This window comes from Kiloniellales bacterium (assembly GCA_030066685.1).
Lineage (GTDB): Bacteria > Pseudomonadota > Alphaproteobacteria > Kiloniellales > JAKSBE01 > JAKSBE01.
The window spans coordinates 98716-120846 of the sequence record JASJBF010000026.1; the positions used below are offsets into that span (position 1 = coordinate 98716).

21 protein-coding genes are annotated in these 22131 nt (G+C 70.4%); 11 read left to right on the forward strand and 10 right to left on the reverse strand.

The features are described from left to right. Positions 1 to 82: 82 nt before the first annotated feature. The gene (locus QNJ30_15150; protein ID MDJ0944803.1) at positions 83 to 571 is read right to left on the reverse strand and encodes a fasciclin domain-containing protein; all 489 of its coding nucleotides are present in this window, start codon (positions 569 to 571) and stop codon (positions 83 to 85) included. Between the two features lie 211 nt (positions 572 to 782). Here QNJ30_15150 and QNJ30_15155 point away from each other — a divergent pair, with 211 nt between their 5' ends. Next, positions 783 to 1313 (forward strand): fasciclin domain-containing protein, encoded by a 531-nt coding sequence (locus QNJ30_15155; protein ID MDJ0944804.1) that lies wholly within the window; start codon positions 783 to 785, stop codon positions 1311 to 1313. Positions 1314 to 1357: 44 nt separating this feature from the next. On the opposite strand, the gene QNJ30_15160 is transcribed toward QNJ30_15155, so the two are convergent. After that, complete coding sequence (locus QNJ30_15160; protein MDJ0944805.1) at positions 1358 to 2008, reverse strand: SDR family oxidoreductase; 651 nt, start codon at positions 2006 to 2008, stop codon at positions 1358 to 1360. Between the two features lie 2 nt (positions 2009 to 2010). After that, positions 2011 to 2187, reverse strand: coding sequence for a hypothetical protein (locus QNJ30_15165; GenBank protein ID MDJ0944806.1), 177 nt, complete (start codon positions 2185 to 2187; stop codon positions 2011 to 2013). Positions 2188 to 2439: 252 nt separating this feature from the next. Here QNJ30_15165 and QNJ30_15170 point away from each other — a divergent pair, with 252 nt between their 5' ends. Continuing rightward, complete coding sequence (locus tag QNJ30_15170) at positions 2440 to 2898, forward strand: TspO/MBR family protein (GenBank protein MDJ0944807.1); 459 nt, start codon at positions 2440 to 2442, stop codon at positions 2896 to 2898. A gap of 17 nt (positions 2899 to 2915) precedes the next feature. Then, positions 2916 to 3149: a hypothetical protein gene (locus QNJ30_15175; protein MDJ0944808.1), complete on the forward strand. Its 234-nt coding sequence runs from the start codon at positions 2916 to 2918 to the stop codon at positions 3147 to 3149. Between the two features lie 13 nt (positions 3150 to 3162). Here the strand turns inward: QNJ30_15175 and QNJ30_15180 are convergent, their stop codons facing one another. The 7 genes from QNJ30_15180 to QNJ30_15210 form a co-directional block, all read right to left on the reverse strand. Continuing rightward, the gene (locus QNJ30_15180; GenBank protein MDJ0944809.1) at positions 3163 to 3546 is read right to left on the reverse strand and encodes a carboxymuconolactone decarboxylase family protein; all 384 of its coding nucleotides are present in this window, start codon (positions 3544 to 3546) and stop codon (positions 3163 to 3165) included. Between the two features lie 173 nt (positions 3547 to 3719). Next, positions 3720 to 4433: an ABC transporter ATP-binding protein gene (locus QNJ30_15185; GenBank protein ID MDJ0944810.1), complete on the reverse strand. Its 714-nt coding sequence runs from the start codon at positions 4431 to 4433 to the stop codon at positions 3720 to 3722. Then, entirely contained in the window at positions 4433 to 5167 is a 735-nt protein-coding gene (locus QNJ30_15190) for an ABC transporter ATP-binding protein (protein ID MDJ0944811.1), read from the reverse strand. Before QNJ30_15190 ends, QNJ30_15185 begins: the two co-directional genes overlap by 1 nt. Continuing rightward, positions 5164 to 6129: a branched-chain amino acid ABC transporter permease gene (locus QNJ30_15195; protein ID MDJ0944812.1), complete on the reverse strand. Its 966-nt coding sequence runs from the start codon at positions 6127 to 6129 to the stop codon at positions 5164 to 5166. Before QNJ30_15195 ends, QNJ30_15190 begins: the two co-directional genes overlap by 4 nt. After that, positions 6126 to 7004: a branched-chain amino acid ABC transporter permease gene (locus tag QNJ30_15200; protein ID MDJ0944813.1), complete on the reverse strand. Its 879-nt coding sequence runs from the start codon at positions 7002 to 7004 to the stop codon at positions 6126 to 6128. The genes QNJ30_15195 and QNJ30_15200 overlap by 4 nt, the downstream gene beginning before the upstream one ends. Positions 7005 to 7194: 190 nt before the next feature. Next, positions 7195 to 8517, reverse strand: a complete 1323-nt coding sequence (locus QNJ30_15205) for an ABC transporter substrate-binding protein (protein ID MDJ0944814.1) — start codon at positions 8515 to 8517, stop codon at positions 7195 to 7197. A gap of 107 nt (positions 8518 to 8624) precedes the next feature. Beyond that, positions 8625 to 10094, reverse strand: coding sequence for a hypothetical protein (locus QNJ30_15210; GenBank protein MDJ0944815.1), 1470 nt, complete (start codon positions 10092 to 10094; stop codon positions 8625 to 8627). Between the two features lie 157 nt (positions 10095 to 10251). Here QNJ30_15210 and QNJ30_15215 point away from each other — a divergent pair, with 157 nt between their 5' ends. The 8 genes from QNJ30_15215 (at position 10252) to QNJ30_15250 (ending at position 21809) form a co-directional block, all read left to right on the forward strand. After that, the gene (locus tag QNJ30_15215) at positions 10252 to 10710 is read left to right on the forward strand and encodes a MarR family transcriptional regulator (protein ID MDJ0944816.1); all 459 of its coding nucleotides are present in this window, start codon (positions 10252 to 10254) and stop codon (positions 10708 to 10710) included. A gap of 117 nt (positions 10711 to 10827) precedes the next feature. Then, a complete protein-coding gene (locus QNJ30_15220; protein MDJ0944817.1) occupies positions 10828 to 11682 on the forward strand; it encodes an FAD binding domain-containing protein in 855 nt (284 codons plus the stop codon). Further along, positions 11679 to 14441, forward strand: coding sequence for a molybdopterin-dependent oxidoreductase (locus QNJ30_15225; GenBank protein MDJ0944818.1), 2763 nt, complete (start codon positions 11679 to 11681; stop codon positions 14439 to 14441). Before QNJ30_15220 ends, QNJ30_15225 begins: the two co-directional genes overlap by 4 nt. Continuing rightward, positions 14434 to 15921 carry a 6-hydroxynicotinate reductase gene (locus tag QNJ30_15230; protein MDJ0944819.1) on the forward strand — a complete coding sequence of 496 codons (1488 nt, stop codon included), beginning with the start codon at positions 14434 to 14436 and terminating at the stop codon, positions 15919 to 15921. The genes QNJ30_15225 and QNJ30_15230 overlap by 8 nt, the downstream gene beginning before the upstream one ends. Further along, positions 15918 to 16781 carry a UPF0280 family protein gene (locus QNJ30_15235; protein ID MDJ0944820.1) on the forward strand — a complete coding sequence of 288 codons (864 nt, stop codon included), beginning with the start codon at positions 15918 to 15920 and terminating at the stop codon, positions 16779 to 16781. Before QNJ30_15230 ends, QNJ30_15235 begins: the two co-directional genes overlap by 4 nt. Positions 16782 to 16799: 18 nt before the next feature. Continuing rightward, positions 16800 to 18839, forward strand: a complete 2040-nt coding sequence (locus tag QNJ30_15240; GenBank protein MDJ0944821.1) for a hydantoinase/oxoprolinase family protein — start codon at positions 16800 to 16802, stop codon at positions 18837 to 18839. A gap of 148 nt (positions 18840 to 18987) precedes the next feature. Next, positions 18988 to 20739 carry a hydantoinase B/oxoprolinase family protein gene (locus QNJ30_15245; protein MDJ0944822.1) on the forward strand — a complete coding sequence of 584 codons (1752 nt, stop codon included), beginning with the start codon at positions 18988 to 18990 and terminating at the stop codon, positions 20737 to 20739. Between the two features lie 488 nt (positions 20740 to 21227). Further along, a complete protein-coding gene (locus QNJ30_15250; GenBank protein MDJ0944823.1) occupies positions 21228 to 21809 on the forward strand; it encodes a hypothetical protein in 582 nt (193 codons plus the stop codon). Positions 21810 to 22131 lie beyond the last annotated feature (322 nt).

The window sequence follows — 22131 nt, forward strand, 5'->3', positions numbered from 1 at the left end:
TCCTTGGTATAAGGGTTGGGCATTGGGCCAAAAAGAAAGGCCGGCGCGAGGCCGGCCTTTCGTACTTGCAGTCGGTCTGGCGTTACGACTTGGGCAGCACCACCGTGTCGATGACGTGGATCACGCCGTTGGAGGTCTCGATGTCGGCGGAGATCACCTTGGCGTTGTCGACCTTCACGCCCTTGGTCGCGTCGACCGAAAGCTTGCTGCCCTCGACGGTCGCGACCTCGGCGGTCTGGCCGGCGATGTCCGAGGACATGATCTTGCCGGGGACCACGTGATAGGTCAGGACGGCGACCAGCTGATCCTTGTTCTCGGGCTTCAGAAGGTTCTCGACGGTTCCATCCGGCAGCTTGGCAAAGGCCTCGTCGGTCGGCGCAAAGACGGTGAAGGGGCCTTCGCCCTTGAGGGTATCGACCAGGCCGGCGGCCTTGACGGCGGCCACAAGAGTCTCGAACTGGCCGGCCGAGGCCGCCGTGTCGACGATGTCCGCGGCCTTGGCAGCCAGGGAGCCGAGGGCGAGCGGCAGCGCAAGGGTTGCGGCGACCGCGAAGCGAGAGAGAACCTTCATGTCATTATCACCAATGTTGTGTGGAACGGATACGCCCTTGTTCGCAGCGCCCCGCCCGACGGATCACTTCGGCTGCGACACTTGATGAACGATGGCGGCGCGTAGCCGTTGAAGAGGATCGAGGGCCGCAAATGTGGCGGCGGTCCTTCGACCTGTGATCTGTCCTCGAAGGCGCCGCGTAATGCTTGGCTGTTGATCGGGGAGATAGATCATGAAGAAGCGGAAGTCGATGTTCGGTGCTCTGATAATCTGCGCCGCGGCCGTCCAGTTCACTCCGGCCGAAGCTGGAGCGCAGCTCGACGGTCTCGGCATCAAGAACGTGCGGATCTTCGACACCGCCGTCTCGGCCGCAGGCCTTCGCCCGGTCGTGGACGCCGACCGCAGCTTCACCCTGTTCCTGCCCGCGGATGAGGCGCTCGAGGCCGAGGGCGCCGCCGTCCTGCTGAGCGGCGTCTACCTGACGCCGAGCAACCGAGAGCGGCTCTTCGACCTCGTGGCCTATCACCTCGTTCCCGGCGAGAAAATCGACCTGGCATCGGCCCCGCGCGACGTCACCACTCTGAGCGGCGAGGCCCTGTCGATTGCACGCGACGGCGGGCGAATCCTGCTCAACGGACATGTCGGCGTGACCCGCTCCATCGACTTCGGCAAAGGCGTCGTTCACATCGTCTCGGGCCTACTCTGGGCCGAGCTGAACCCGCGAGACGGGCATGGCGACGTCGCCCAGGGCGTCACCTGGTAAACCGGGCCACATCGACAGTCTTGGATTTGCGGCTGCGAGCTGGCTCAGAGGGGGCAGCTCAGCAAAACCGGCGTTCGCCCGATGTGCTCGTCGCTCTGAACCTGCTTGACCAGGAAGTCCGCGACGTTGGCCCGTGAGATCAAGCCGTAGCGCCAGCGCTTCGGATCGAGCTCCACGCGGTAGCGTCCGGTCCGCGGGCCGTCGACCAGGATGACGGGTCGGGCAATCACCCAGTCCAGGTCGCTTTCTCGAATCAGAGCCTCTTGGGCGTCCTTGTCGTCGTAGGCCCGTCCAAGGAGCAGCCGGTGGGCGGCGCCGCGCAGGCAGCCGAGGCGCCGCCGGCTGTCGCCGGCACCGAAACCGGTGACCGAGATCAGACGGCGCACTCCGGCGGCCTTCATCGCCTGGACCAGCAGCAGCGTCGATTCGGAGAACAAGCTGACCGGTTTTAGCAGCCGCTCGGCGCTGGCGGCCACGCCGATCGCCTGGATCACCGCGTCGACCCCATCGACTGCGAGCGACAGGCGCTCCGGGTCGAGCACGTCGCCGGGCAGCTTCTCGAGCCGCTCGTGGGTGATGGGGATGCGGTCGGCGCTGCGTGCCAGGGCGCGCACGTGATGGCCCTCGGCCAGCCCGCAGCGGACGGCTTCGAGCCCGATGCCCCGCGACGCACCGATGACGAGGATCTTGGCCAAGGCTAGGGCGCGCCCCAGATGTCGTCATAGAGCACGGTGGCGTCCCGCGGGTCGCGCATCGCGTCGCGGTGGCTGGCGGCGTAGTCCGGCGCCGGCCGAAAGGCCTCGGCGGCCGTCCGAAGGCCGGAGAAGGGATTTCGGCGCGGATCTTTTGCCAGCTCGTAGAGGCGGCGCAGCATGACCGGATCTCCTTGAAGGAAGCCTATGCTGTTACGCCCCTGTCCGGGTCGCGGATCATGGCCGGGCCCTTCGCCGCCGTCGATCTCGGTCCCGGCGTCGCTCGCGCCCGGAGTCATCGGCAGGGCGTCAGCTTGCGTAGAAGCTCTCGATATAGGCAGTCCCGACGTGCCCGGGAGCCGGCGTCTTTTCCCGGGCCGCGCCGGGTGGGATCCGAGGTTTATCGGAGCCCTGACGGAGGAGCCTGTACGGAAATGTCGCTCGTCGTCTTCATCCTGGCCGTGATCCTGGTCGCCAGCTCCGGTGCCGTTTTCAAGCCGGGTGCCTGGTATCGGACGCTGACGAAGCCCTCCTGGACGCCGCCGGACTGGGTTTTTCCGACCGGATGGACCCTGCTCTACGTGCTCATCGCGATCTCCGGCTGGCGGGTCTGGGAACGGCTGCCCCTCGAGGCGGCACTCGTCCCCATGGCGATTTACGCCCTGCAGCTCCTGCTGAACGCGGGCTGGTCGGCGATCTTCTTCGGCCTCAAGCGGCCGGACTGGGCCTTCGCCGAGCTGGCCTGCCTCTGGCTGGCGATCGTCGCCAACATACTGGTGTTCCAGCCGATCGATACGCTCGCCGCCGCGCTGCTGCTCCCCTACCTGGCCTGGGTCACCTTCGCCGGGGCGCTCAACCTCGCGGTCTGGCGCCTGAACACGGGCAGCCCGTGACCGGCCGCCCGCGCAGGATGGGCATCCGGTCTCGCGCCTGGGTCTGGGGCTGGAGCCTCGCCGCTCTCGGCGGGCTCGCGATGCTCTTGCTCAGCCTCGCTTTCGATCCCACCACTGCGAGCGCGGCGGCCGCTTGGGCCATGACCGGCGCTTTCGCGGCGGCCCAGACCGGGCTCGCCCTGGTTGCGATCTCGGTATTTTGGCGGCTCTACCAACGTGCGGCGCGGATCGGCACCCGCCGCGACCGCTGATGCCGATCGGCGCTCACCCGTCCCCGTCGATCTCGGCCAGCACCCGCTTGGCAATGCGAAAGCATTCGACGCCCGCCGGGATGCCGCAGTAGATCGAGATCTGGTGCAGCACGGCACGCAGCTCCTGGCGGGTCACGCCGTTGGTGATCGCGCCGCGGAAGTGCAGCTCCCACTCGTGCATGCGGTTGAGCGCGGCGATCATGGTCAGGTTGAGCATCGAGCGGGTCTTGGGGTCCAGGGTGTCGTCGCCCCAGCCGAAGCCCCAGCAGAACTCGGTCATCATCTCCTGGAAGGGCCGGCTGAAGTCGTCGGCCCCGGCCAGGGTCTTCTCGACGTAGTCCGCCCCCAGCACCGCCTTGCGCTTCTCCACCCCGCGTTCGAAACGCTCCTTGTCCATAGCTGCTCCCTTTCTGTCGATCGCTTCAGTCTAGGTTCTCTCCATCTGTCATGCCCGGAGCGCGTACGCGCGGCGCTTCGCGCGATCCGGGCATCCATCTCGCAAGCGGCATGATGGATAGCCGGGTCCAGCCCGGCTATGACAGGCGATGCGAATCCCGCAAAGACGAGAATTCACCCCGCGGCCTCCTGCCCGACGCCGACGTAGCGGTAGAGCGGCGCCGGGTCGGCGTGAAGGGCCGCCGGCGTCGCGGTTTCCAGGACCGTGCCGTTCTCGACGAAGGCGATCCGGTCGGCGACCGCCAGGGCCGCCTCGACTTTCTGCTCGACGAGAAGCACCGCGACGCCCCGGGTCTTGAGGACCCGCACCGTCTCCAGGATGGTCGCGACCATGCTCGGCTGCAGGCCCTCTGTCGGCTCGTCCATCAGCAGGACCTTCGGCTCCAGGCAGAGCGCCCGGGCCGTCGCCAGCATCTGCTGCTCGCCGCCGCTCAGGCTGCCGGCGCGCTGGGTCAGGCGCTCGCGGAGGATCGGGAAGAGGTCGAGGATGCGCTTCAGGGTCTCGCGGTCCTTGTCCTTGACCATCAGGCCGAGGCGCAGGTTCTCCTCGACGCTCAGCTCGCCGAAGAGCCGGCGCCCCTGGGGCACGTAGGCCAGGCCCAGGGCCGGGATCCGGTGCGCGGGCAGGGCGGTCAGCTCGGTGTCGTCGAGCCGCACGCTGCCGCCGCTGGCCCGGACCAGGCCCAAGATGGTCTTCAGCGCCGTGGTCTTGCCGGCGCCGTTGCGCCCGAGCAGGCCGAGCACTTCGCCGGGCGCAAGCGCCAGGGAGAAGTCGCGCAGGACCTGGACGCTGCCGTAGTGGCTGGAGAGGGCGTCGACGGTCAGCATCACGTCCCCAGATAGGCGCGCTGCACGTCGGCGTCGGCCCGGATCTCGGCCGGCGTGCCCTCGGCCAGGATGGCGCCGCGCTCGACCACGGTGATCCGCTCGGCCAGCTCCATGACCACCGGCATGTTGTGCTCGATCAGCAGGACGGTCACTTCCTTGGCGATCTCCCGGGTCAGCGCGCAGAAGCGGGCGATCTCGGCGTTGGACAGGCCCTGGGTGGGTTCGTCCATGATCAGCAGCTCCGGCGAGAGCGCCAGGCCGAGCGCGACCTCGAGCAGGCGCTGGTGACCGTAGGGCAGCTCGGCCGCTCTGCGGTCGATGTCCTCGGCCAGGCCGACCCGCGCCAGGGCGGCTTCGACCTCGGCCCGCAGCGCGGCCGAATCCTCGCGCAGGCGGCCGGCGAGGCCGGTCATGCGCCGGCGCTGGATCGCCAGGGCCAGGTTGTCGTGGCAGCTCAGGTTCTGGAACACGCTGGTGATCTGGAAGGTGTAGACGATGCCGGCCCGGGCCCGCTGCCAGGCCGAGAGCCCGGTGATGTCCCGCTCCTTGAAGAAGATCCGCCCGGCGCTGGGCGCCAACCGGCCGCTGATCACGCTGACCAGGGTGGTCTTGCCCGCGCCGTTCGGCCCGATCACCGCGCGGATCTCGCCCGCCGGCAGCTCCAGGTCGATGCCGCGCACCGCCTCCAGGCCGCCGAAGCGCTTGCTCAGGGCTTCCGTCCGCAGCAGGCTCATGACCGCCCCCAGCGCGAGCCCCAACGATCCAGGACCGTCCCAACCACGCCCTTGGGAAAGGCCAGGACCAGCACCACCAGCACCACGCCGACCACGATCAGGTAGCTCGAGGTGACGTCGCTGGCGAAGTCCACCAGGTAGGACATCAGCCCGGTGCCGACCAGCGGCCCCAGGGTCGTGCCCAGGCCGCCGAGCAGGACCCAGAGCAAGGCATAGATCGAGTACTGCGTCGAGGCGAAGGTCGCGCCGACGTAGGCGAAGAGCAGGGCGTAGGCGGCGCCCGCCAGGCCCGAGATCGTGCCGGACACGGTCAGGGCCAGCAGCTTGTAGCCGAAGGTGTTGTAGCCGAGCATCCGGGTCCGCTGCTCGTTCTCGCGCACCGCGACCAGGACCCGGCCGATCGGCGAATGCAGCAGCGCTATGCTGGCCAGGTAGCAGAGCGCGAAGAGCGCCAGCGCCGCGTTGTAGCGCACCGTCGGGTCGGCCAGGCGCAGCTCGGCCCCGCCCACCTCGATCCGGCGCAGCGCCTCGGCGATCACGAAGCCCTCGTCGCCCTTGGTGACCTCGTTGAAGTAGAGCGTCGTCAGGAACACCGCCTGGGCGAACATCAGGGTCACGATCAGGAAGGCGACCCCGCTGGTCCTCAGCGCGATCAGCCCGACGGCCAGCGCCAGGACCAGGCCGGCGAGCGCGCCGAGGAGCAGCGCAAGGGGCATGGAGACGCCGAGCAGTTGCGCGCCCAGCCCGGCGGCGTAGATCCCGGCGGCGAAGAACATGGCATGGCCCAGGCTCAGCAGCCCCGTATAGCCGAAGGCGATGTTGTAGCCGATGGCGAAGCTGGCCAGGACCATGATCCGGGCGAAGTTGGTGTGGTGATAGTCCGGCAGCAGCGCCTGCAGCCCGAAGAGCCCGGCGAGCACCGCCAGGGCCAGGAGCCAGCGCCTGGACGCGGCGCCGGTCATGTCGGCTTGGCGCCGAAGAGACCGCCCGGCCGCACCACCAGGACCAGGGCGACCAGCAGGGTGGCCAGGATCTTGGCCAGGGTCGGCGAGAAGAAGACCGAGATCACGCCGTCGCTGATGCCGATCACGAAGGCGGCGATCAGGGTGCCGCGCAGGCTGCCCAGGCCGCCGATGATCACCACGATGAAGGACAGCAGCAGGGGATCGTGGCCCATCAGGTAATGGGCCTGCTGGATCGGCACCACCAGGACGCCGGCGAGCGCGGCCAGGCCGCCGCCCAGGGCGAAGACCGCGGCGTAGACCCGGCGCACCGGCACGCCGAAGGCCTGGGCGGTCTCTTGGTCATACTGGGTCGCCCGCATGTGCAGGCCGAGCCGGGTCTTCTTCAAGAGGATCCAGGTCGCGAGCAGCAGGCAGGCCGAGAGCCCGGCGACGATCAGCTTGTAGCCGGAATAGCCGAACCAGGGGAACTGGACCCGGAAGTAGAAGGGCGCCTCGACCGCGCGGGCGTCGGGGCCGTAGAGGATCAGGACGCTCTGCTGGATGATGTAGAGCAGGCCGATGGTCGCGACGATGGTGGCTTCCGGGTTGTAGTCGACCCGCTTCAGGATCAGCCAGTCGGCGGCGATGGCGATGCCGCCGACCAGCAGCGGCCCGATCACCAGCGCCAGCAGGAAGCCGGTCAAGGGATCGCCGGCCATCTGCGCGACCCACCAGGCGATCACCGCGCCGAGCATGAAGAGCTCGCCGTGCGCCACGTTGACAACCCGCATGACCCCGAAGACGAGCGACAGCCCGAGCGCGGTCAGCGCCAGCACGAAGGCCGAGACCGTGCCCTCCAGGACCGCGAGAAAGAAGTAGGCGCCGAAGCTCATGGGCTGTGAATGGATCCCTGAGCCTCAGGTGCTGGGGCGAAGTGCTCCCCTCACCCAGCTCCGGCTAAGGCTCGACCTTCGGCCTCGCCAAGCCTCCACAACCCTCTCCCCTTGGGAGAGGGAGGGGCCCGCCGCGCAGCGGCGGGAGGGTGAGGGGTCCGGCGCAGCCGCCATTCGCTCGGTCACTCCGCTACAGCGACATCTTCGTGTAGTCCGCTTTCGGCTCGTAGAGGCCGTCCTCGATGGTCGTGCGGTGGACGACCTTGAGGCGCTGGTTCTCGACCTTGGAGATGAACTGCTGGCCGAAGCTCTGGTGGAGCTGGCCGATGAACTTCTTGCGGCCTTGGGGATGCGCCTTGCCTTCCTCGTACCACTCGACCGCCTCGACCGCCTCGATCAGGGCCGCCCGGTCCTTGTCGTTGGCGCTCTTGTAGCCGCTCTCCTCGACCGCCCGCTTGATCGCGAAGAGCGTCTCCCAGCAGCCGAACATGTGGGAGTAGGTCGAGACGTCCTTGGGGTCGCTGGCGCTGGCGCCGTTTTCGTCGACCCCGACCTTGGCGCGGTAGAACTTCTCGGACTCGGTCGGATAGCCGTCGGCGTAGCGCGGCAGGCCTTCCCAGAAGTGCGAGCCCTCCAGAAACTCCAGGCCCGGGGTCGCCATGTCGACGGCCTCCAGGGAATCGATGAAGCCGAAGAGCTGCGGCCCCCGGTCGCCGAAGAACTCGCCCAGCTCCTTGACGAAGGTCAGCACGCCGGGCCCGACCATGACGTGGTAGAGAACCTCGGTCTCGGCCGGAATCTTCGGGAAGTACTTGGTGTAGGAGGTCTCGGTCGGCGGGATCGGCAGCAGCGCCGTGACCTTGCCGCCCTGGCGTTCCAGCGCGGCGCTCATGTGGTCCCGGTGGTTGTAGCCGAAGGCGTAGTCCGGAAAGATCAGGGCGACCTTCTTGCCCAGGTTCTGGGCCATCCAAGGCGCCATGGAGATGACCTGCTGGCGGACGTCGGTGATGCCCGGCTGGAAGACGTAGCGGTTCAGGCTGCCCGAGGGCACGTGGGTGCCCTCGCTGACCACGAAGTAGGGCATCTTCAGCTCGCCGGCGCGCGGCGCCGAGCCGATCACCACATGGGAGAACAACGTGCCGAAGACGAAGTCGACCTTGTGCCGGCTGGCGAACTTCTCGACCACCTCGGCGCCGCGCTTGGGATCGGTGGCGTCGTCCTCGATGACAAGCTCGATCGGCCGGCCGGCGATGCCGCCCAGCTCGTTGATGTATGCGACCGCGGCCTGTGTCGTGCGCTCGTACCAGCGGCCGTAGGCCGCGCCGATTCCGGTCCGGTGGGCCTGGAAGCCGAGGCGCAGCGGTGCGTCGCTGCCCTGGGCGAAGGCGCCGAAACCCGGAAGGGTGCCGACGGCCGCCAGGCCGGCCGCGGCCCCGGCGCCCTTCAGCGCACGCCGCCGCGACAGCGTCCGGATGATGCCGCTCTCAGTTTGCCCTTTGTCCCGCTTGTCCATCGAGAGTCCCCTCCCTGCATCAAAAGGTCCTGCGACCCGGCGGTTCGCCCCGCCGCTTTTCTCGCGGCAAAAAAGTCTAACCCCGGATCATTCGTACACCAACGGTTCTAGCCGGCGACCGGCGCCGACAGCAGCCAGAGGCCGAACAAGGTATAGCAGATCATCAGGACGGTCATCGGGATCTGGCTCACGACGGCGCGGCCGCGCGCACCGACTTGCCGCAGGGCGATGGCGTGGGCCAGGGCGACCGCGACCACGTGGGCGACGACGATGATCGCGATCTGCGTCCGCCAGATCAGGCCCACTGCGTGGTAGTCCATCAGGAAGGACGCGGTGACGTGAGCCCCGCGCAGGCCCAGGAGGTTCCAGCCCAGCCCCAAGGGATCGTTGAAGGCGATCGCGGCGTGCTGCACGTCGACCATGAAGATGGTCAGGTAGTGCGCGAGGTGATAGCCGAAGGCGATCGGCACGACCGACAGGGCATAGCCGCCGAAGGCCTCGGTGAGCTTGGTCGGCCGCCCGGCCAGGCGGTGGCCCAGCCAGACCACGCCCAGGTAGCAGCACAGCAGCGCGCCGAAGGTCGCCAGCAGGCCCAGGCTGTTGGGCAGCAGCACCGCGGAGCGTCCCGGGAACTCCAGGGGATTGATTCCGATCGTGCCGAGCCAGCGGAAGGTCAGCGACAGGCCGTCGAAGGACACCGTGCTCAGCATCAGGATCACGAAGGCGACCGCGCTGAGCGAGAGCGGCGCGACCCGCAGCAGGCCCAATCCCGGCAGGGTGAGCTGGAGCCGGCCGGTGTCCGCGCCGCCGGGCGCCGCCTCGGGCCGGCCGTTCAGGGGCGACATCCAGGACACGACCCGGAAGTAGACCGAAAAAGCCTCGCCCTGGCGCAGCCAGGCCCGATCGCCGAAGAGCAGCATGGCGGCCAGGTTGGCCAGGAAGTAGAGGCCGAGCGCCCGCGCCAGGGTTGGCGGATCCTGGGGCGCCGTGTAGACCAGCTCGAACCAGGCGAAGCCGAGGAACTGCAGGACCGCCGGCCAAGTGCCGAGCCAATCGGGATAGCGCAGGGGCGGCGCCGCGACCCAGCGCGCCGGGCCGGGCAGCCTGCCGATCAGGGCGTAGAGGCCGCGCCAGGGGTTCAGCACCGCCCAGAGATTGCCGAAGACAAGGTGTAGTACGGTCAGGCCGACCCACCACAGGGTCCAGATCGTGAGCGGCAGGGGATTGGCCAGGGGGTCCGGCGTGCCCAGGAGGCCGGCGCCGATCAGGGCCAGCATCACGAAAAAGCTGGCCAGGCTCAGCGGCGTCGCAGCGACCCTTGGTAGCCGGCCGAGCGGCCGGACCGCGGCCTCGAGCCTGGCGAAGCCCGAGGTCCCGACCAGGGCGACGAGGACGAAGGAGATTCCGACCACGAGGCTGCCGCCGAAGATGTAGAGGTCTCGGGGCAGCGTCAGTACGATGGCGCTCTCGGAGGTGTGCGCCAGCGCCGCCCCGGGCCGACCGCAGAGCTCGGCGGCGAGAAGCGTCCCGGCCGCGACGGCCGTCCGGTAGTTCCGCTGCGGGGCTTGCTCTGGCACGGAGACCTGGCTGCTGGTTCTCGGTGGCGTGATCCTGTCCAATCCACTGGGCCAGCCTTGTCCTGTCAAGCCGGTGCGCCGCGGCGGTGCGCCGCCCGGCCTTGTGGTGGCGCAGGGATGCGTATAATCCTTCACGACTTTCAACCGGAGGGATCCGATGAAGCGGCGGCGGGCAGCGGCGGCGCGGGCGAAGACGCCGACCGACGACTATGTGCTCGAGGCGCAGGTGGGCCACCTCCTGCGCCGGGCCCACCAGCGGGCCAGCGCGATCTTCGCGGCGCAGTTCGCGGAGCTCCAGCTGACGCCGACCCAGTACGCCGCGCTGGTCAAGATCCACGACGAGGGCGAGGTCTCCCAGAACCACCTGGGCCGCCTCACGGCCATGGACCCGGCGACCATGAAGGGCGTCATCGACCGCCTGGACAAGCGCGGCCTGATCGTCAGCAAGCCCGACCCCAAGGACCGCCGCCGCACCCTCTGGCGCCTGACCGGCGCGGCCGAAGAGCTGCTCGCTCCGGCCGTTGAGGCCGGCCGGTCGGTCACCGAGGAGACCCTGGCGCCGCTCTCGCCCGAGGAGCGCGCGGCCTTTCTCGCCCTCCTCGCCCGGCTGACCTGATTCTTGCCTGGCGTGCAGCTTGGGCCTATCCTGGCTTCGTTCGTGTACATACAAAAAAGCGGACCATGGACCGGGCCTTGAGGGCCCGCGGCCGGACAGGAGGAGACCACGGGCCAGATGACAATTTATCTGCGCCCCAGGACGCTGGATGACGCGCTCGCCGCCCTGGCCGCGCAGCGCCTGACGGTGCTGGCCGGCGGCACCGACTTCTATCCTGCGCGGGTCGGCCGGCCCCTCGACGACGACGTCCTCGACATCACCGGGTTGAAGGATCTTCGCGGTATGCGCGAAGACGGCGATGCCTGGCGCATCGGCGCGCTGACCACTTGGAGCGATCTGCTGCGCGCTCAGCTGCCGCCCTGCTTCGACGGCCTCAAGGCCGCGGCCCGGGAGGTCGGCGGGGTCCAGGTCCAGAACGCCGGCACCCTGGTCGGCAACCTCTGCAACGCCTCGCCGGCCGCCGACGGCATCCCCTGCCTCCTGGCCCTGGACGCCGAGGTCGAGCTGGCCAGCGCCGCCGGCACGCGGCGCCTGCCGCTGGCCGACTTCCTGGTCGGCAACCGCAAGACCCGGCGCGGGCCGGACGAGCTCGTGACCGGCGTGGTCCTGCCCAAGCTCCGGCCCGGCGCCGCCGGCGCCTTCGTCAAGCTGGGTGCGCGCCGCTACCTGGTGATCTCCATCGTCATGATCGCCGTCGTGATCGAGCCCGAGGCCGGCCGGGTCGCCGACGCCAGGGTCGCGATCGGCGCCTGCGCTCCGGTTGCCCGGCGGCTGCCGGCCCTGGAGGCGGCGCTGAAGGGCCGCGCCCTCGATGCCGGGTTGGGCGAGTCCGTGGCGCCGGACCACCTGCGCGGCGCGCTCGCCCCCATCGACGACGTCCGTGCTTCGGCCGACTACCGCCGGGACGCGGCCGAAACCGCGCTGCGCCGCTGCCTCTCGGATCTCGGCGCTGCCTTGGGAGGCTCGGCGTGAAGCTCGAGGCTCCCGGCATCAGCTTCACGGTCAACGGCCACGCCGTCGATGCGCGCTCGCCGGCGCTGACCCGCCTCTCCGTGGTCCTGCGCGAGGAGTTCGGCCTGACCGGGACCAAGGTCGGCTGCGACGCCGGCGACTGCGGCGCCTGCACCGTGCTGCTCGACGGTGCGCAGGTCTGCGCCTGCATGATCGCCCTGGGCCGGGTCGCCGGGTCTGCTGTGACCACGGTCGAGGGCCTGGCAAAGGACGGAGCGCTCTCGCCCCTGCAGGCCGCGTTCCAGCGCCACGGCGCCGCCCAGTGCGGGATCTGCACGCCGGGCATGCTGATGGCGGCGCAGGACCTGTTGACCCGCAATCCCGCACCCTCCGAGGCGGAGGTCCAGGATGCCCTGGGCGGGGTGCTCTGCCGCTGCACCGGCTACCGCAAGATCGTCGAGGCGGTGCTCGACGTCGCCGGCAGCGGCTTCGGCGAGACGCCGGCGGCGGGCGAAGCCGTGGGCGCGCGCCTCGCCAAGGTCGACGGCCTGCAGAAGCTCACCGGCGCCGAGGTCTACGCCGCCGACCGGGCCCCGGCGGATGCGCTCTGGCTCCGCGCGCTCCGCTCGCCCCACGCCCGGGCGCGCTTCTCCGTCGGCGACCTGGGACCGCTGCGCGCCGCGCACCCCGGCCTGGTGGCGGTGCTGACGGCGCGCGACGTGCCGGGCAGCAACGCCTTCGGCATCTATCCGGTCGGCAAGGACCAACCGGTCCTGGCGGCCGAGGAGGTGCGCTTTCGCGGCGAGGCGGTGCTGCTCCTGGTCGGCGACCGGCGGAGCATCGACTCGATCCGCGACGACGAGGTCCCGATCGACTGGCGGCCGCTGGACCCGGTCGAGGGCCTGGAGGCGGCCCTGGCCGAGGGCGCGCCGCTGGTCCAGGCCGATAAGCCGGGCAACCTCCTGACCGAGGGCCTGGTCCGCAGGGGCGACCTTGCGGCCGGCTTCGCCGCGGCCGACTTCGTCGCCGAGGGCGCCTGGGAGACCTCCTTCGTCGAGCACGCCTACATCGAGCCCGAGGCCGGCTGGGCCCGGCGCGAGGGCGACCGCCTGACCGTCGCCGTCACCACCCAGACCCCCTACATGGACCGCGACGAGATCGCCCACATCCTCGGCATAGAAAAGGACCAGGTGCGGCTCATCCCGACCGCCTGCGGCGGCGGTTTCGGCGGCAAGCTCGACGCCTCGGTCCAGCTCCTGCTCGGCCTGGCCGCCTGGACCCTCGACCGGCCGGTCCGCTGCAGCTACAGCCGGCCGGAGAGCCTGGCCTCCACGACCAAGCGCCATCCGGCGAAGATCGCCGCACGCGCCGGCTGCGACGCGGCGGGCCGGCTCACGGCCTTCGAGTTCGACGGCGACTTCGACACCGGCGCCTACGCCTCCTGGGGGCCGACGGTCGCCGACCGCGTCCCGATTCACGCCACCGGCCCCTACACCGTGCCCAACGTCCGCAACCGCAGCCGGGCGGTGCACAGCAACGGGCCGCCTTCGGGCGCCTTCCGCGGCTTCGGCGTCCCGCAGTGCGCCTTCGCGCACGAGGCGCTCTGCGACGAGCTGGCCGAGCGCTGCGGCCTCGATCCCTTGGAGTTCCGCCTGCGCAATGTCCTGCGCGTGGGCGACGCCACCGCGACCGGCCAGGTGCTGGAGGCCAGCGCCGGCCTCGCCGATTGCCTGGAGGCCCTGAAGCCGCGCTGGGCCGTGGCGCGCCGCGCCGCCGAGGCCTTCAACGCCGACGCCGGCGAGCTGCGCCGCGGCGTCGGCCTGGGCTGCATGTGGTACGGCTGCGGCAACACCTCGCTCTCCAATCCCTCGACGATGCGGGTCGGGATCGACCGAGACGGCCGGCTGACGCTCTACAACGGCGCGGTCGACATGGGCCAGGGCGCCAACACGATCATGGTTCAGATCTGCGCCGACGCCCTGGGCGTGGCGGCCGGCCGCTTCGCCTACGTCATGGGCGACACCGACCTGACGCCGGATGCCGGCAAGTCCTCGGCCTCGCGCCAGACCTTCGTCTCCGGCCGCGCCGCCCAGCTCGCCGGCGAGGCGCTGCGCGCCGAGATCCTGCGCCTGGGCAACGTCGGCGACGCCGCCGTCATCGAGCTGGGGCAGGGCGAGATCATCCTGCGCGACGCCGGGGCGGAGCGGCGCATCGACCTGACCGCCCTGACCCCGGACGCGCGCGGCGACGTCCTCAGCGGCGAGGGCCACTTCGATCCCCCGACCCGGCCGCTTGACGCGAACGGCCAGGGCGTGCCCTACGCGACCTACGGCTTCGCCGCCCAGATGGCCGAGGTCGAGGTCGATAGGGAACTCGGGACCGTCAAGGTCCGGCGCATCGTCGCCGCCCACGACGTCGGCCGGGTCATCAACCCGATCCAGGTCGAGGGCCAGATCCACGGCGGGATCGCCCAGGGGCTCGGCATGGCCCTGATGGAGGAGTACATCCCGGGCGTCACCGAGAACCTGCACGACTACCTCATCCCCACTTTCGGCGACCTCCCGCCGATCGAGACCATCCTGATCGAGGACCCGGAGCCCCTCGGCCCCTACGGCGCCAAGGGGATCGGCGAGCCGGCCCTGATCCCGACCGCGCCGGCGATCTTCGGCGCGGTCCATCACGCGACCGGAGTCCGTCTGCGCTTCGCCCCGGCGACCCCGCACCGGGTGCGCGCGGCGATCCTGGCGGCGCGGAAGGAGAAGGGAGGCCGCCATGCCTGACGACGCAGCGAAACCCTCGATCATCACCTGCGACGCCTGTCCGGTGCTCTGCCGGATCCGCCCCGGCCGCAGCGGTGCCTGCGACCGTTACGGCAACGTCGACGGCAAGCTGACCCGCCTCGACCCCTTCGTGGTCACCCAGCGGATCGCCGAGGGCGAGGGCGCCCTGGTGCCCTTCGGCGGCAAGGACTGGGACGGCGCCCTGGTCTCCGGCGCGCCGACCTTCGTCACCGGCATCGGCTCGGGCACGACCTATCCGGACTACAAGCCGGCGCCCTTCATCGTCGCCAGCGCGTACGAGGGCGTCGACATGGTGACCGTGGTCTCGGAAGGGATCTTCAGCTACTGCGGCCTCAAGGTGAAGATCGACACCGACCGCTTCCTGGGCCCGGAGACCGCGGCGGTGCGGGCCGCAGGCGAGCAGGTCGGTCACGTCACGACGGCCGAGTACGGCTCGCAGATGCTCTCGCTGGGCGGGGTGCGCCACCTGACCGGCGGCTCCAAGAAGGAGGGCACGGTCACCTGCGACATGATGCTGAAGCTCTGCAGCGGCGAGGCGGTGGAGCTGGCCATCGACGGCGGCGCCGGGATGACTCTCCAGGCGGGCGCGCCGCCGGTGATCAACGGCGTGCATGAGGAGCGCATGCGGGTCGGCTGCGGCTCCGCGACCATCGGCATCTTCGCCCGGCAGTGGCAGGACCATGCCGACGAGGTCATCGTGGTCGACGATCATATCACCGGGGTCCTGACCGAGCACCAGGCCGGCCGCTTCCTCGAAATGAAGCCTTCGGGGATCCGGGTGCGCGGCCGCAGGTCGACGCCGGGCCGCTACTTCCAGGTCGCCGAGCCCGGCACCGGCTGGGGCGGCACCGACATCACCGAGCCGCTGTCGATCATCGAGAAGATCGATCCCAAGACCGCCTGGCCCGGCCTGCGCCTGCTGATGGTCAGCACCACCGGCGAGGACGCCGCCTTCTTCGTCCTCGATGAGAAGCTGGTCCCGGTCCCGGCGCCCATGCCGGCGCCCCTTCAGGTCGTGGTCGAGCGGATCGGCGAGAACTGCGAGCCGGCCCTGGCCACCGTGCTCTTCATGGCCGGCGCCGGCGGCAGCCTGCGCGCCGGGGTGACCGAGAACCCGGTCCGCCTGACCCGCTCGGTCAAGCAGGCCCTGACCCGGGTCACCACCGGCGGGGCGCCGGTCTACGTCTGGCCGGGCGGCGGCATCACCTTCATGGTCGACGTCACCACCCTGCCGGACAAGGCCTTCGGCTACGTGCCGACGCCGGCCCTCGTCGCGCCCATCGAGTTCACCCTGCGGCTCGAGGACTACGCCGCCATGGGCGGCCACCTCGACGCCGTCCGCCGCCTCGAGGAGGTCGCCGCCGAACCCGGGCGCGACGGCCGCCTCAAGACCCTGCGCTGGCACGAACGGGCGCCCTGGCCGGGGGCGCCGCTCACCGGAGAGGAGGACCAGACGTGAGCAGATTCGGCGTTCCCCCCTGCATGTCCGTGCTGCCGGACGGCCGCCGCCGCCACCTCCAGCACGGCCCGATCGACATCATCCTCGAGGCCTTCGGCCCGGCGGCGGAGCGGACCCGGGCCTACGACCAGGCCTGGCAGCGCTTCCACGCGCTGCTCGACGAGCTGGTCGCGGAGCTGCCGCTGCTGCGCCGCCCCGTCGATGGCGGGGACGCTGGGCTGCGCGGCCCGGTGGCGCGGCGCATGTACGCGGTCAGCCGGCCCCACGCCGCGGTCTTCGTAACCCCCATGGCCGCGGTCGCCGGCGCCGTGGCCGACGCCGTCCTCGCGGCGATGGTCGAGGGGCGGCGGCTGGAGCGGGCCTACGTCAACGACGGCGGCGACATCGCCCTCTACCTGGCGCCCGGCCAGAGCTTCACCACCGGCATCGTGACCCTGGGCGAGACCCCGGCCCTGGACGGCGCCTCGCGCATCGCCGCCGAGAGCCCGGTCCGCGGCATCGCGACCAGCGGCTGGCGCGGCCGCAGCTTCTCCCTCGGCATCGCCGACTCGGTCACGGTCCTGGCCGAGAGCGCGGCCGCCGCCGACGTCGCCGCGACCCTGATCGCCAACGCGGTCGACGTCGCCGACCCGGCGGTCCTGCGCGTCCCCGCGCGCGAGCTCTCGCCGGACAACGAGCTCGGCGCGCGCCCGGTCACGGTCGAGGTCGGGCCGCTGTCGCCGGTCCAGGTCGAGCGCGCCCTGGACGCCGGTGCCGCCGTGGCCAGGGACATGGCGGCGCGTGGCCTCATCGTCCAGGCGCTGCTGAGCCTGCAGGGCCGCTCCCGCATGGCCGGTGCGCCCCAGCACGTCGCGGCCTGAGCGTGACGTGATCGCGGCATGACCGGGGCGCGCAAGGTCATCGGGGTCGATGTCGGCGGGACCTTCACCGACCTGATCCTGATGGACGAGGCCGGCGCCGGCCTGCGCGTCGCCAAGGTGCCTTCGACCCCGGAGAACCAGGCCCGGGGCGTGCTCGCCGCGATCGCCGAGACCGGCGTGCCGCTCGACCAGGTGGGGACCATCGTCCACGGCACCACGGCCACCACCAACGCCATGCTGGAGCGCAAGTTCGCGACCGCCGGCCTGATCACCACCCGGGGCTTCCGCGACGTGCTGGAGCTGGGCCGCCGCACCCGGCCCAAGCCCTACGGCCTCAAGGGCTGGTTCGAGCCGCTGATCCCGCGCGAGCGGCGCCTGGAGGTGACCGAGCGCCTCGACGCCGAGGGCGAGGTGCTCGAGCCGCTCGACGAGGCCGGAGTCCGCGCCGCCGCTGAGGCCCTGCGCGCGGCCGGCTGCGATTCCCTGGTCATCCACTTCCTGCACAGCTACGTGAACCCGGCCCACGAGCACCGCGCCGCCGCGATCGCCGCCGAGGTCTGGCCGAACCGCCACATCACCACCGGCCACGCCATCCTCTCCGAGTACCGCGAGTACGAGCGCGGCGTGACCGCGGCGGTCAACGCCTGCGTGCAGCCGGTGCTCGACCGCTACCTCACCCGCCTGCGCGAGGGCCTGGCCGAGCGCGGCTATCCCCGCGACCTGCTGGTCATGCAGGGCAACGGCGGCACGGTCTCCTCGGGCATCGTCGCCGAGGCCGCAGTCAAGACCGTGATGTCGGGGCCGGCCTCGGGGGTCATGGCCGCGGCCTACACCGCCAAGGCCGCCGGCATCGACGACGTCATCACCTACGACATGGGCGGCACCTCCTGCGACGTCGGCCTGATCCGCGGCGGCGTGCCGGCGGTCAGCTCCGAGCTGGAGCTGGAGTACGCCATGCCGATCCACGTCCCCATGGTCGACGTCCACACCATCGGCGCCGGCGGCGGCTCGCTCGCCCGGGTCGACGAGGCCGGGATCCTCCAGGTCGGGCCGGAGAGCGCCGGCGCCGACCCGGGGCCGATCTGCTACGGCCGTGGCGGCCGGCGCCCGACCATCACCGACGCCAACCTGCTGCTCGGCCGGCTCAACCCCGAGGCCCTGCTCGCGGTCGAGAACCCGGTGTCGCTGGACGACCTGCGCGCCGTGTTCCAGCAGGACCTCGGCGAGCCGCTCGGCCTCGACGCCGAGGGAACCGCGGCGGCGGTGCTGCGCATCGCCAACGACCGCATGGCCGGCGCCCTGCGCCTGGTGTCGCTGGCCCGCGGCCAGGACCCGCGCGACTTCGCGCTCTTCGCCTTCGGCGGCGCCGGCCCGCTGCACGCCTCGGCCCTGGCCCGCGAGCTCGGCATCCCCCGAGTCCTGGTGCCGGCGCGCCCGGGGATCACCAACGCGCTGGGCTGCCTCGCCGCCGACCTGCGCCACGACTACGTCAACACGGTCAACCTGCCGGTGCCCGATCTCGACATGACGACGGTGCGCGGGATCCTGGAGGCGCAGATCGCCGAGGGCGAGGCGACCATCGCCCGCGAGGGCGTCGAGATCGACGGCCTCACCGTCCTGCACGGCGCCGACATGCAGTTCCAGGGCCAGAGCCACATCCTGACCGTCCCGCTGCCCGGGGTCGCGGCCACCCGCGAGGACCTGCAGCAGGCCTTCGAGGCCGCCTACTGGACCCGCTTCGAGGTCGAGCTGCCGGAGATCCGCGCCGTGCTGGTCAACCTCAACACCGCGGTCATCGGCCGCCGCAAGGGCGTGCCCCTGGAGGCCCTCGCCGACTCCGGGGCCGAAGCCGGGCCCGGCACCCGCCGCGTGTGGTTTCCCGAAGGCTGGCGAGAGACGCCGATCCACCGCCGCGGCGCCCTGCCGCCCGGCACGACCCTCGAGGGCCCGGCCATCGTCGAGCAGCTCGACAGCACCACCGTCGTCGAGCCCGGCGACCGTGTTACGGTCGATCCACTGGGCAACCTGATCATCGACGTTGCGGGGCGCGCCGCATGACCCGGACGCTGTTACCCACCTGCAAACTTCCGGGAGTCACCCCCACCCAACCCTCCCCCAACAAAGGGGCGGACTTAAATGGGCGGTGGCCACGATGTTCTCCCTCCCCCTCGATGGGGGAGGGCCGGGGAGGGGGTGATACGCCGATATGAGCAAGCCAGCACGCGACCCCGTGACCCTCGACCCCGTCACCCTGGCCGTGATCCAGAACGGCCTGACCCAGGTCTGCAACGAGATGGACCTGGCCTTCGTGCGCGCCGCCTTCAGCCCGGTCATCTCGGAGGCCCTGGACCGCTCCGACGGCATCTACCACCGCGAGACCGGCGCCCTCATCGCCCAGGGCGAGCTCGGCCTGCCGGTCTTCGTCGGCACCATGCAGTTCGGCACCCAGGAGGTGATCCGCCGCGCCAAGGACCTGCGCCCCGGCGACCTCTACATCGTCAACGACCCCTACCTCGGCGGCACGCACCTGATGGACGTGCGCTTCGTGAAGCCCTTCTTCTATCGGGGCGAGCTCTTCTCCTGGCTGGCCAACACCGGCCACTGGCCCGACACCGGCGGCGCGGTGCCCGGCGGCTTCTCGGCCAATGCGACCGAGGTCGAGCAGGAGGGCCTGCGCCTGCCGCCGGTCAAGCTCTTCAAGGCAGGGGTGATGGACGAGGAGATCCTCTCGATCATCCTTTCCAACATTCGCATCGCCGACCAGCGCATCGGCGACATCAAGGCCCAGGCCGCCGCGCTGACCGTCGGCGAGCGCCGCCTGACTGCGCTGCTCGACCGCTACGGCCGCGACACGGTGGAGGCCGCCATGGCCGAACTGGAGGCCCGCGCCGAGCAGCAGATGCGCGCCAAGATCGCGCTCATCCCCGACGGCGTCTACCGGGGCGAGGCCTTCGTCGATTCCGACGGCGTGGTCGACGCGCCCCTGCGCATCGCCATGACCATCACGAAAGAGGACTCGACGCTCACCTTCGACATGGCCGGCTCCTCGCCGCCCTGCCGCGGGCCGATGAACAGCGTCATCGCCACCACCCGCTCCTCGATCTACCTGGCGATGAAGCACATCTTCCCCGAGGTGCCGATCAACGCGGGCACCTTCGCCCCGCTGCAGATCGTCGATCCTGTGGGCACCTTCCTCTACGCCGAATACCCGCGCCCGGTCTCGGGCTGCGCGGCCGAGGTCAGCCAGCGCATCGCCGAGGCGGTCTTCGCCGCCCTGACCCCGGCGATCCCCGAGCTGCTCTTCGCCGCCCCGGCCGGCACCAGCGGCAACTTCGCGGTCGGCGGCCAGGACCCGGCGACCGGCCGCGGCTACGTGATGTATCTCATCTCCGGCGGCGGCTACGGCGGCAGCCGCGACGGCGACGGCATCTCCAACGGCTGCTCGACCATCGGCATCTCCAAGACCACGCCGATCGAGATCATCGAGCAGCGTTATCCGGTCCTGGTCGAGCACTATGCCCTGCACGAGGGCTCCGGCGGCGCGGGGCGGCAGCGCGGCGGCATGGGCGTCGCCTACAAGGTCCGCCTGCGCCGCGGTACGGCGCGCGCCTCCTTCGTCATGGACCACGGCCGCACGGGGCCACTCGGCGCCCTGGGTGGCGCCGACGGCGGCGTCAACCAGGTGATTGTCGAGCGCGACGGCGCCGCCTATCACCCCCCGCACCGCTCCAAGGACCAGGACATCCTGATCGCCGCCGGCGACACCATCACCGTCCGCACCCCCGGCGGCGGCGGCTACGGCGATCCGCTTCAGCGCGACCCGACGCGCGTCGCCCGCGACGTGGCGAGGGGGTACTACACGGCCGAAGAGGCCGCCACGCGCTTCGGCGTGGTCCTGGACCCGGAGACGCTGGCTGTGGACGAGGCGGCGACCGCGGAACGGCGAAAGACGATGTGAGGAAGACCCGCCGCCGTCACCGCCTCCCCGTTGTCACTGTCTCACCGCTGTCATGCCCGGAGTTGATCCGGGCATCCATCGGGCCGTTCACACGATGGTCGACAGGGTATCGCGCGATCGTAGCGCAACCTCAGGCGCGGCCTGCGCAGAGGCCAATTACGCATCGGATGACTGTCGCTGCAGCTTCCGGCGAAGATCGCCGACAAGGTCCCAGCGACCGTCGTCGCCAAGGAAACCGACAAGGAGCTCCAGCAAGTCGGCCGCCTGCCGGTCGTCGATCCGGCTGACATCCCAGCCTGTCCGGCCGAGGTCACAGCCTTGTCGGCCGTACCGAGCAGCAAGACGAGATCCCGCTGCCGCGCCCGCTCCAGGATCTTCTCCGGCCCCCGGCGGCTTCCGTCAGGATCGCGAAGCTGATGGCTCGACCTCAACCCTTTCTTTCAGGCTTCTTGCCATTGTATGGCAGGTGTTCCGAGGGGATGAAGGACATGGCGAAACGCACACCCTTTCACGAGATTCTGGCTGTGGAGGCAAAGGCGCGTGGCTACAAGCGCTGCGGTTCGGCCTGGGCCAAGGACTACGGCGATCTGGTCGCGCACGTCCACATCGATCGATCTGCGAAGGTGAGGCACCACTACAGCTGCTGGATCAGCCTCTTCATCAAGGTGGAGGGCGTCCCGCCCGAGTACACGCAGCTGATAGAAGAGCTGAAGCTGGCCCCAGGGTCCCTCCACATCTACATACCGCCGAAAAGGTCTCCGGATCGGACGAGCCATCTCCTGAAACTCGTCAACAAGCCGCAGATCGGTCCGTCGAAGGACGGTGAGTCTCCTTCATCCCTGACAGAAGAAGAACGGAAGACAGAGGAAACGATCCGCAAGGTTTTCACCCTCTATCCGGACTCGGAACCCGACGCCAAGCAACTGGAACAAGTTCGCCGACTGATGATCGAATGGGGTTTCGACAAACTCGCCCTCTGCAAGTCGAGGGCAGAACTGGCCGAGCGATTCACCGCAGGCGCGCCGCCCTTTGGGGTGTTCTTTGACTACGCGAAGGCGTACCTGACATAGGGCGCAGCGTCTGCTCGCCGCTGGCCCGCGACCCATTGCCCGCCGCGCCACCTCAGTCCCATGTCCGCCACGGGATCTGGAAGATGCGCGCACCGTACTTCGCCAGCTGGCCAGGCGCGGTTCCCTGCTGGAGGGACTGGCCCAGGTGGCGTTGGAACGCGTCCCCGTCCAAAGGGCGCTTGCGCAGGCGATCGGTGACCATGGCGCGGTGCAGGACGCGCCCGCCCAGGACCGGGTCCGCCGTCGCCAGGTCTCGCGAAAAGCCTCTTGACCCGTCCCCTGTGGCCGCCCCTACAAGAAAGGGTCAGACCGACAGGGAGGC

Bases quoted from the DNA above. Each gene is read 5' to 3' on its own strand.
- QNJ30_15190 (MDJ0944811.1), bottom strand. From the start codon at position 5,167: ATGAGCCTGCTGCGGACGGAAGCCCTGAGCAAGCGCTTCGGCGGCCTG.
- QNJ30_15220 (MDJ0944817.1), top strand. From the start codon at position 10,828: ATGACAATTTATCTGCGCCCCAGGACGCTGGATGACGCGCTCGCCGCC.
- QNJ30_15200 (MDJ0944813.1), bottom strand. From the start codon at position 7,004: ATGAGCTTCGGCGCCTACTTCTTTCTCGCGGTCCTGGAGGGCACGGTC.
- QNJ30_15215 (MDJ0944816.1), top strand. From the start codon at position 10,252: ATGAAGCGGCGGCGGGCAGCGGCGGCGCGGGCGAAGACGCCGACCGAC.
- QNJ30_15150 (MDJ0944803.1), bottom strand. From the start codon at position 571: ATGAAGGTTCTCTCTCGCTTCGCGGTCGCCGCAACCCTTGCGCTGCCG.
- QNJ30_15170 (MDJ0944807.1), top strand. From the start codon at position 2,440: ATGTCGCTCGTCGTCTTCATCCTGGCCGTGATCCTGGTCGCCAGCTCC.
- QNJ30_15165 (MDJ0944806.1), bottom strand. From the start codon at position 2,187: ATGCTGCGCCGCCTCTACGAGCTGGCAAAAGATCCGCGCCGAAATCCC.
- QNJ30_15205 (MDJ0944814.1), bottom strand. From the start codon at position 8,517: ATGGACAAGCGGGACAAAGGGCAAACTGAGAGCGGCATCATCCGGACG.
- QNJ30_15230 (MDJ0944819.1), top strand. From the start codon at position 14,434: ATGCCTGACGACGCAGCGAAACCCTCGATCATCACCTGCGACGCCTGT.
- QNJ30_15250 (MDJ0944823.1), top strand. From the start codon at position 21,228: ATGGCGAAACGCACACCCTTTCACGAGATTCTGGCTGTGGAGGCAAAG.
- QNJ30_15175 (MDJ0944808.1), top strand. From the start codon at position 2,916: ATGGGCATCCGGTCTCGCGCCTGGGTCTGGGGCTGGAGCCTCGCCGCT.
- QNJ30_15185 (MDJ0944810.1), bottom strand. From the start codon at position 4,433: ATGCTGACCGTCGACGCCCTCTCCAGCCACTACGGCAGCGTCCAGGTC.
- QNJ30_15195 (MDJ0944812.1), bottom strand. From the start codon at position 6,129: ATGACCGGCGCCGCGTCCAGGCGCTGGCTCCTGGCCCTGGCGGTGCTC.
- QNJ30_15245 (MDJ0944822.1), top strand. From the start codon at position 18,988: ATGAGCAAGCCAGCACGCGACCCCGTGACCCTCGACCCCGTCACCCTG.
- QNJ30_15180 (MDJ0944809.1), bottom strand. From the start codon at position 3,546: ATGGACAAGGAGCGTTTCGAACGCGGGGTGGAGAAGCGCAAGGCGGTG.
- QNJ30_15155 (MDJ0944804.1), top strand. From the start codon at position 783: ATGAAGAAGCGGAAGTCGATGTTCGGTGCTCTGATAATCTGCGCCGCG.
- QNJ30_15240 (MDJ0944821.1), top strand. From the start codon at position 16,800: ATGACCGGGGCGCGCAAGGTCATCGGGGTCGATGTCGGCGGGACCTTC.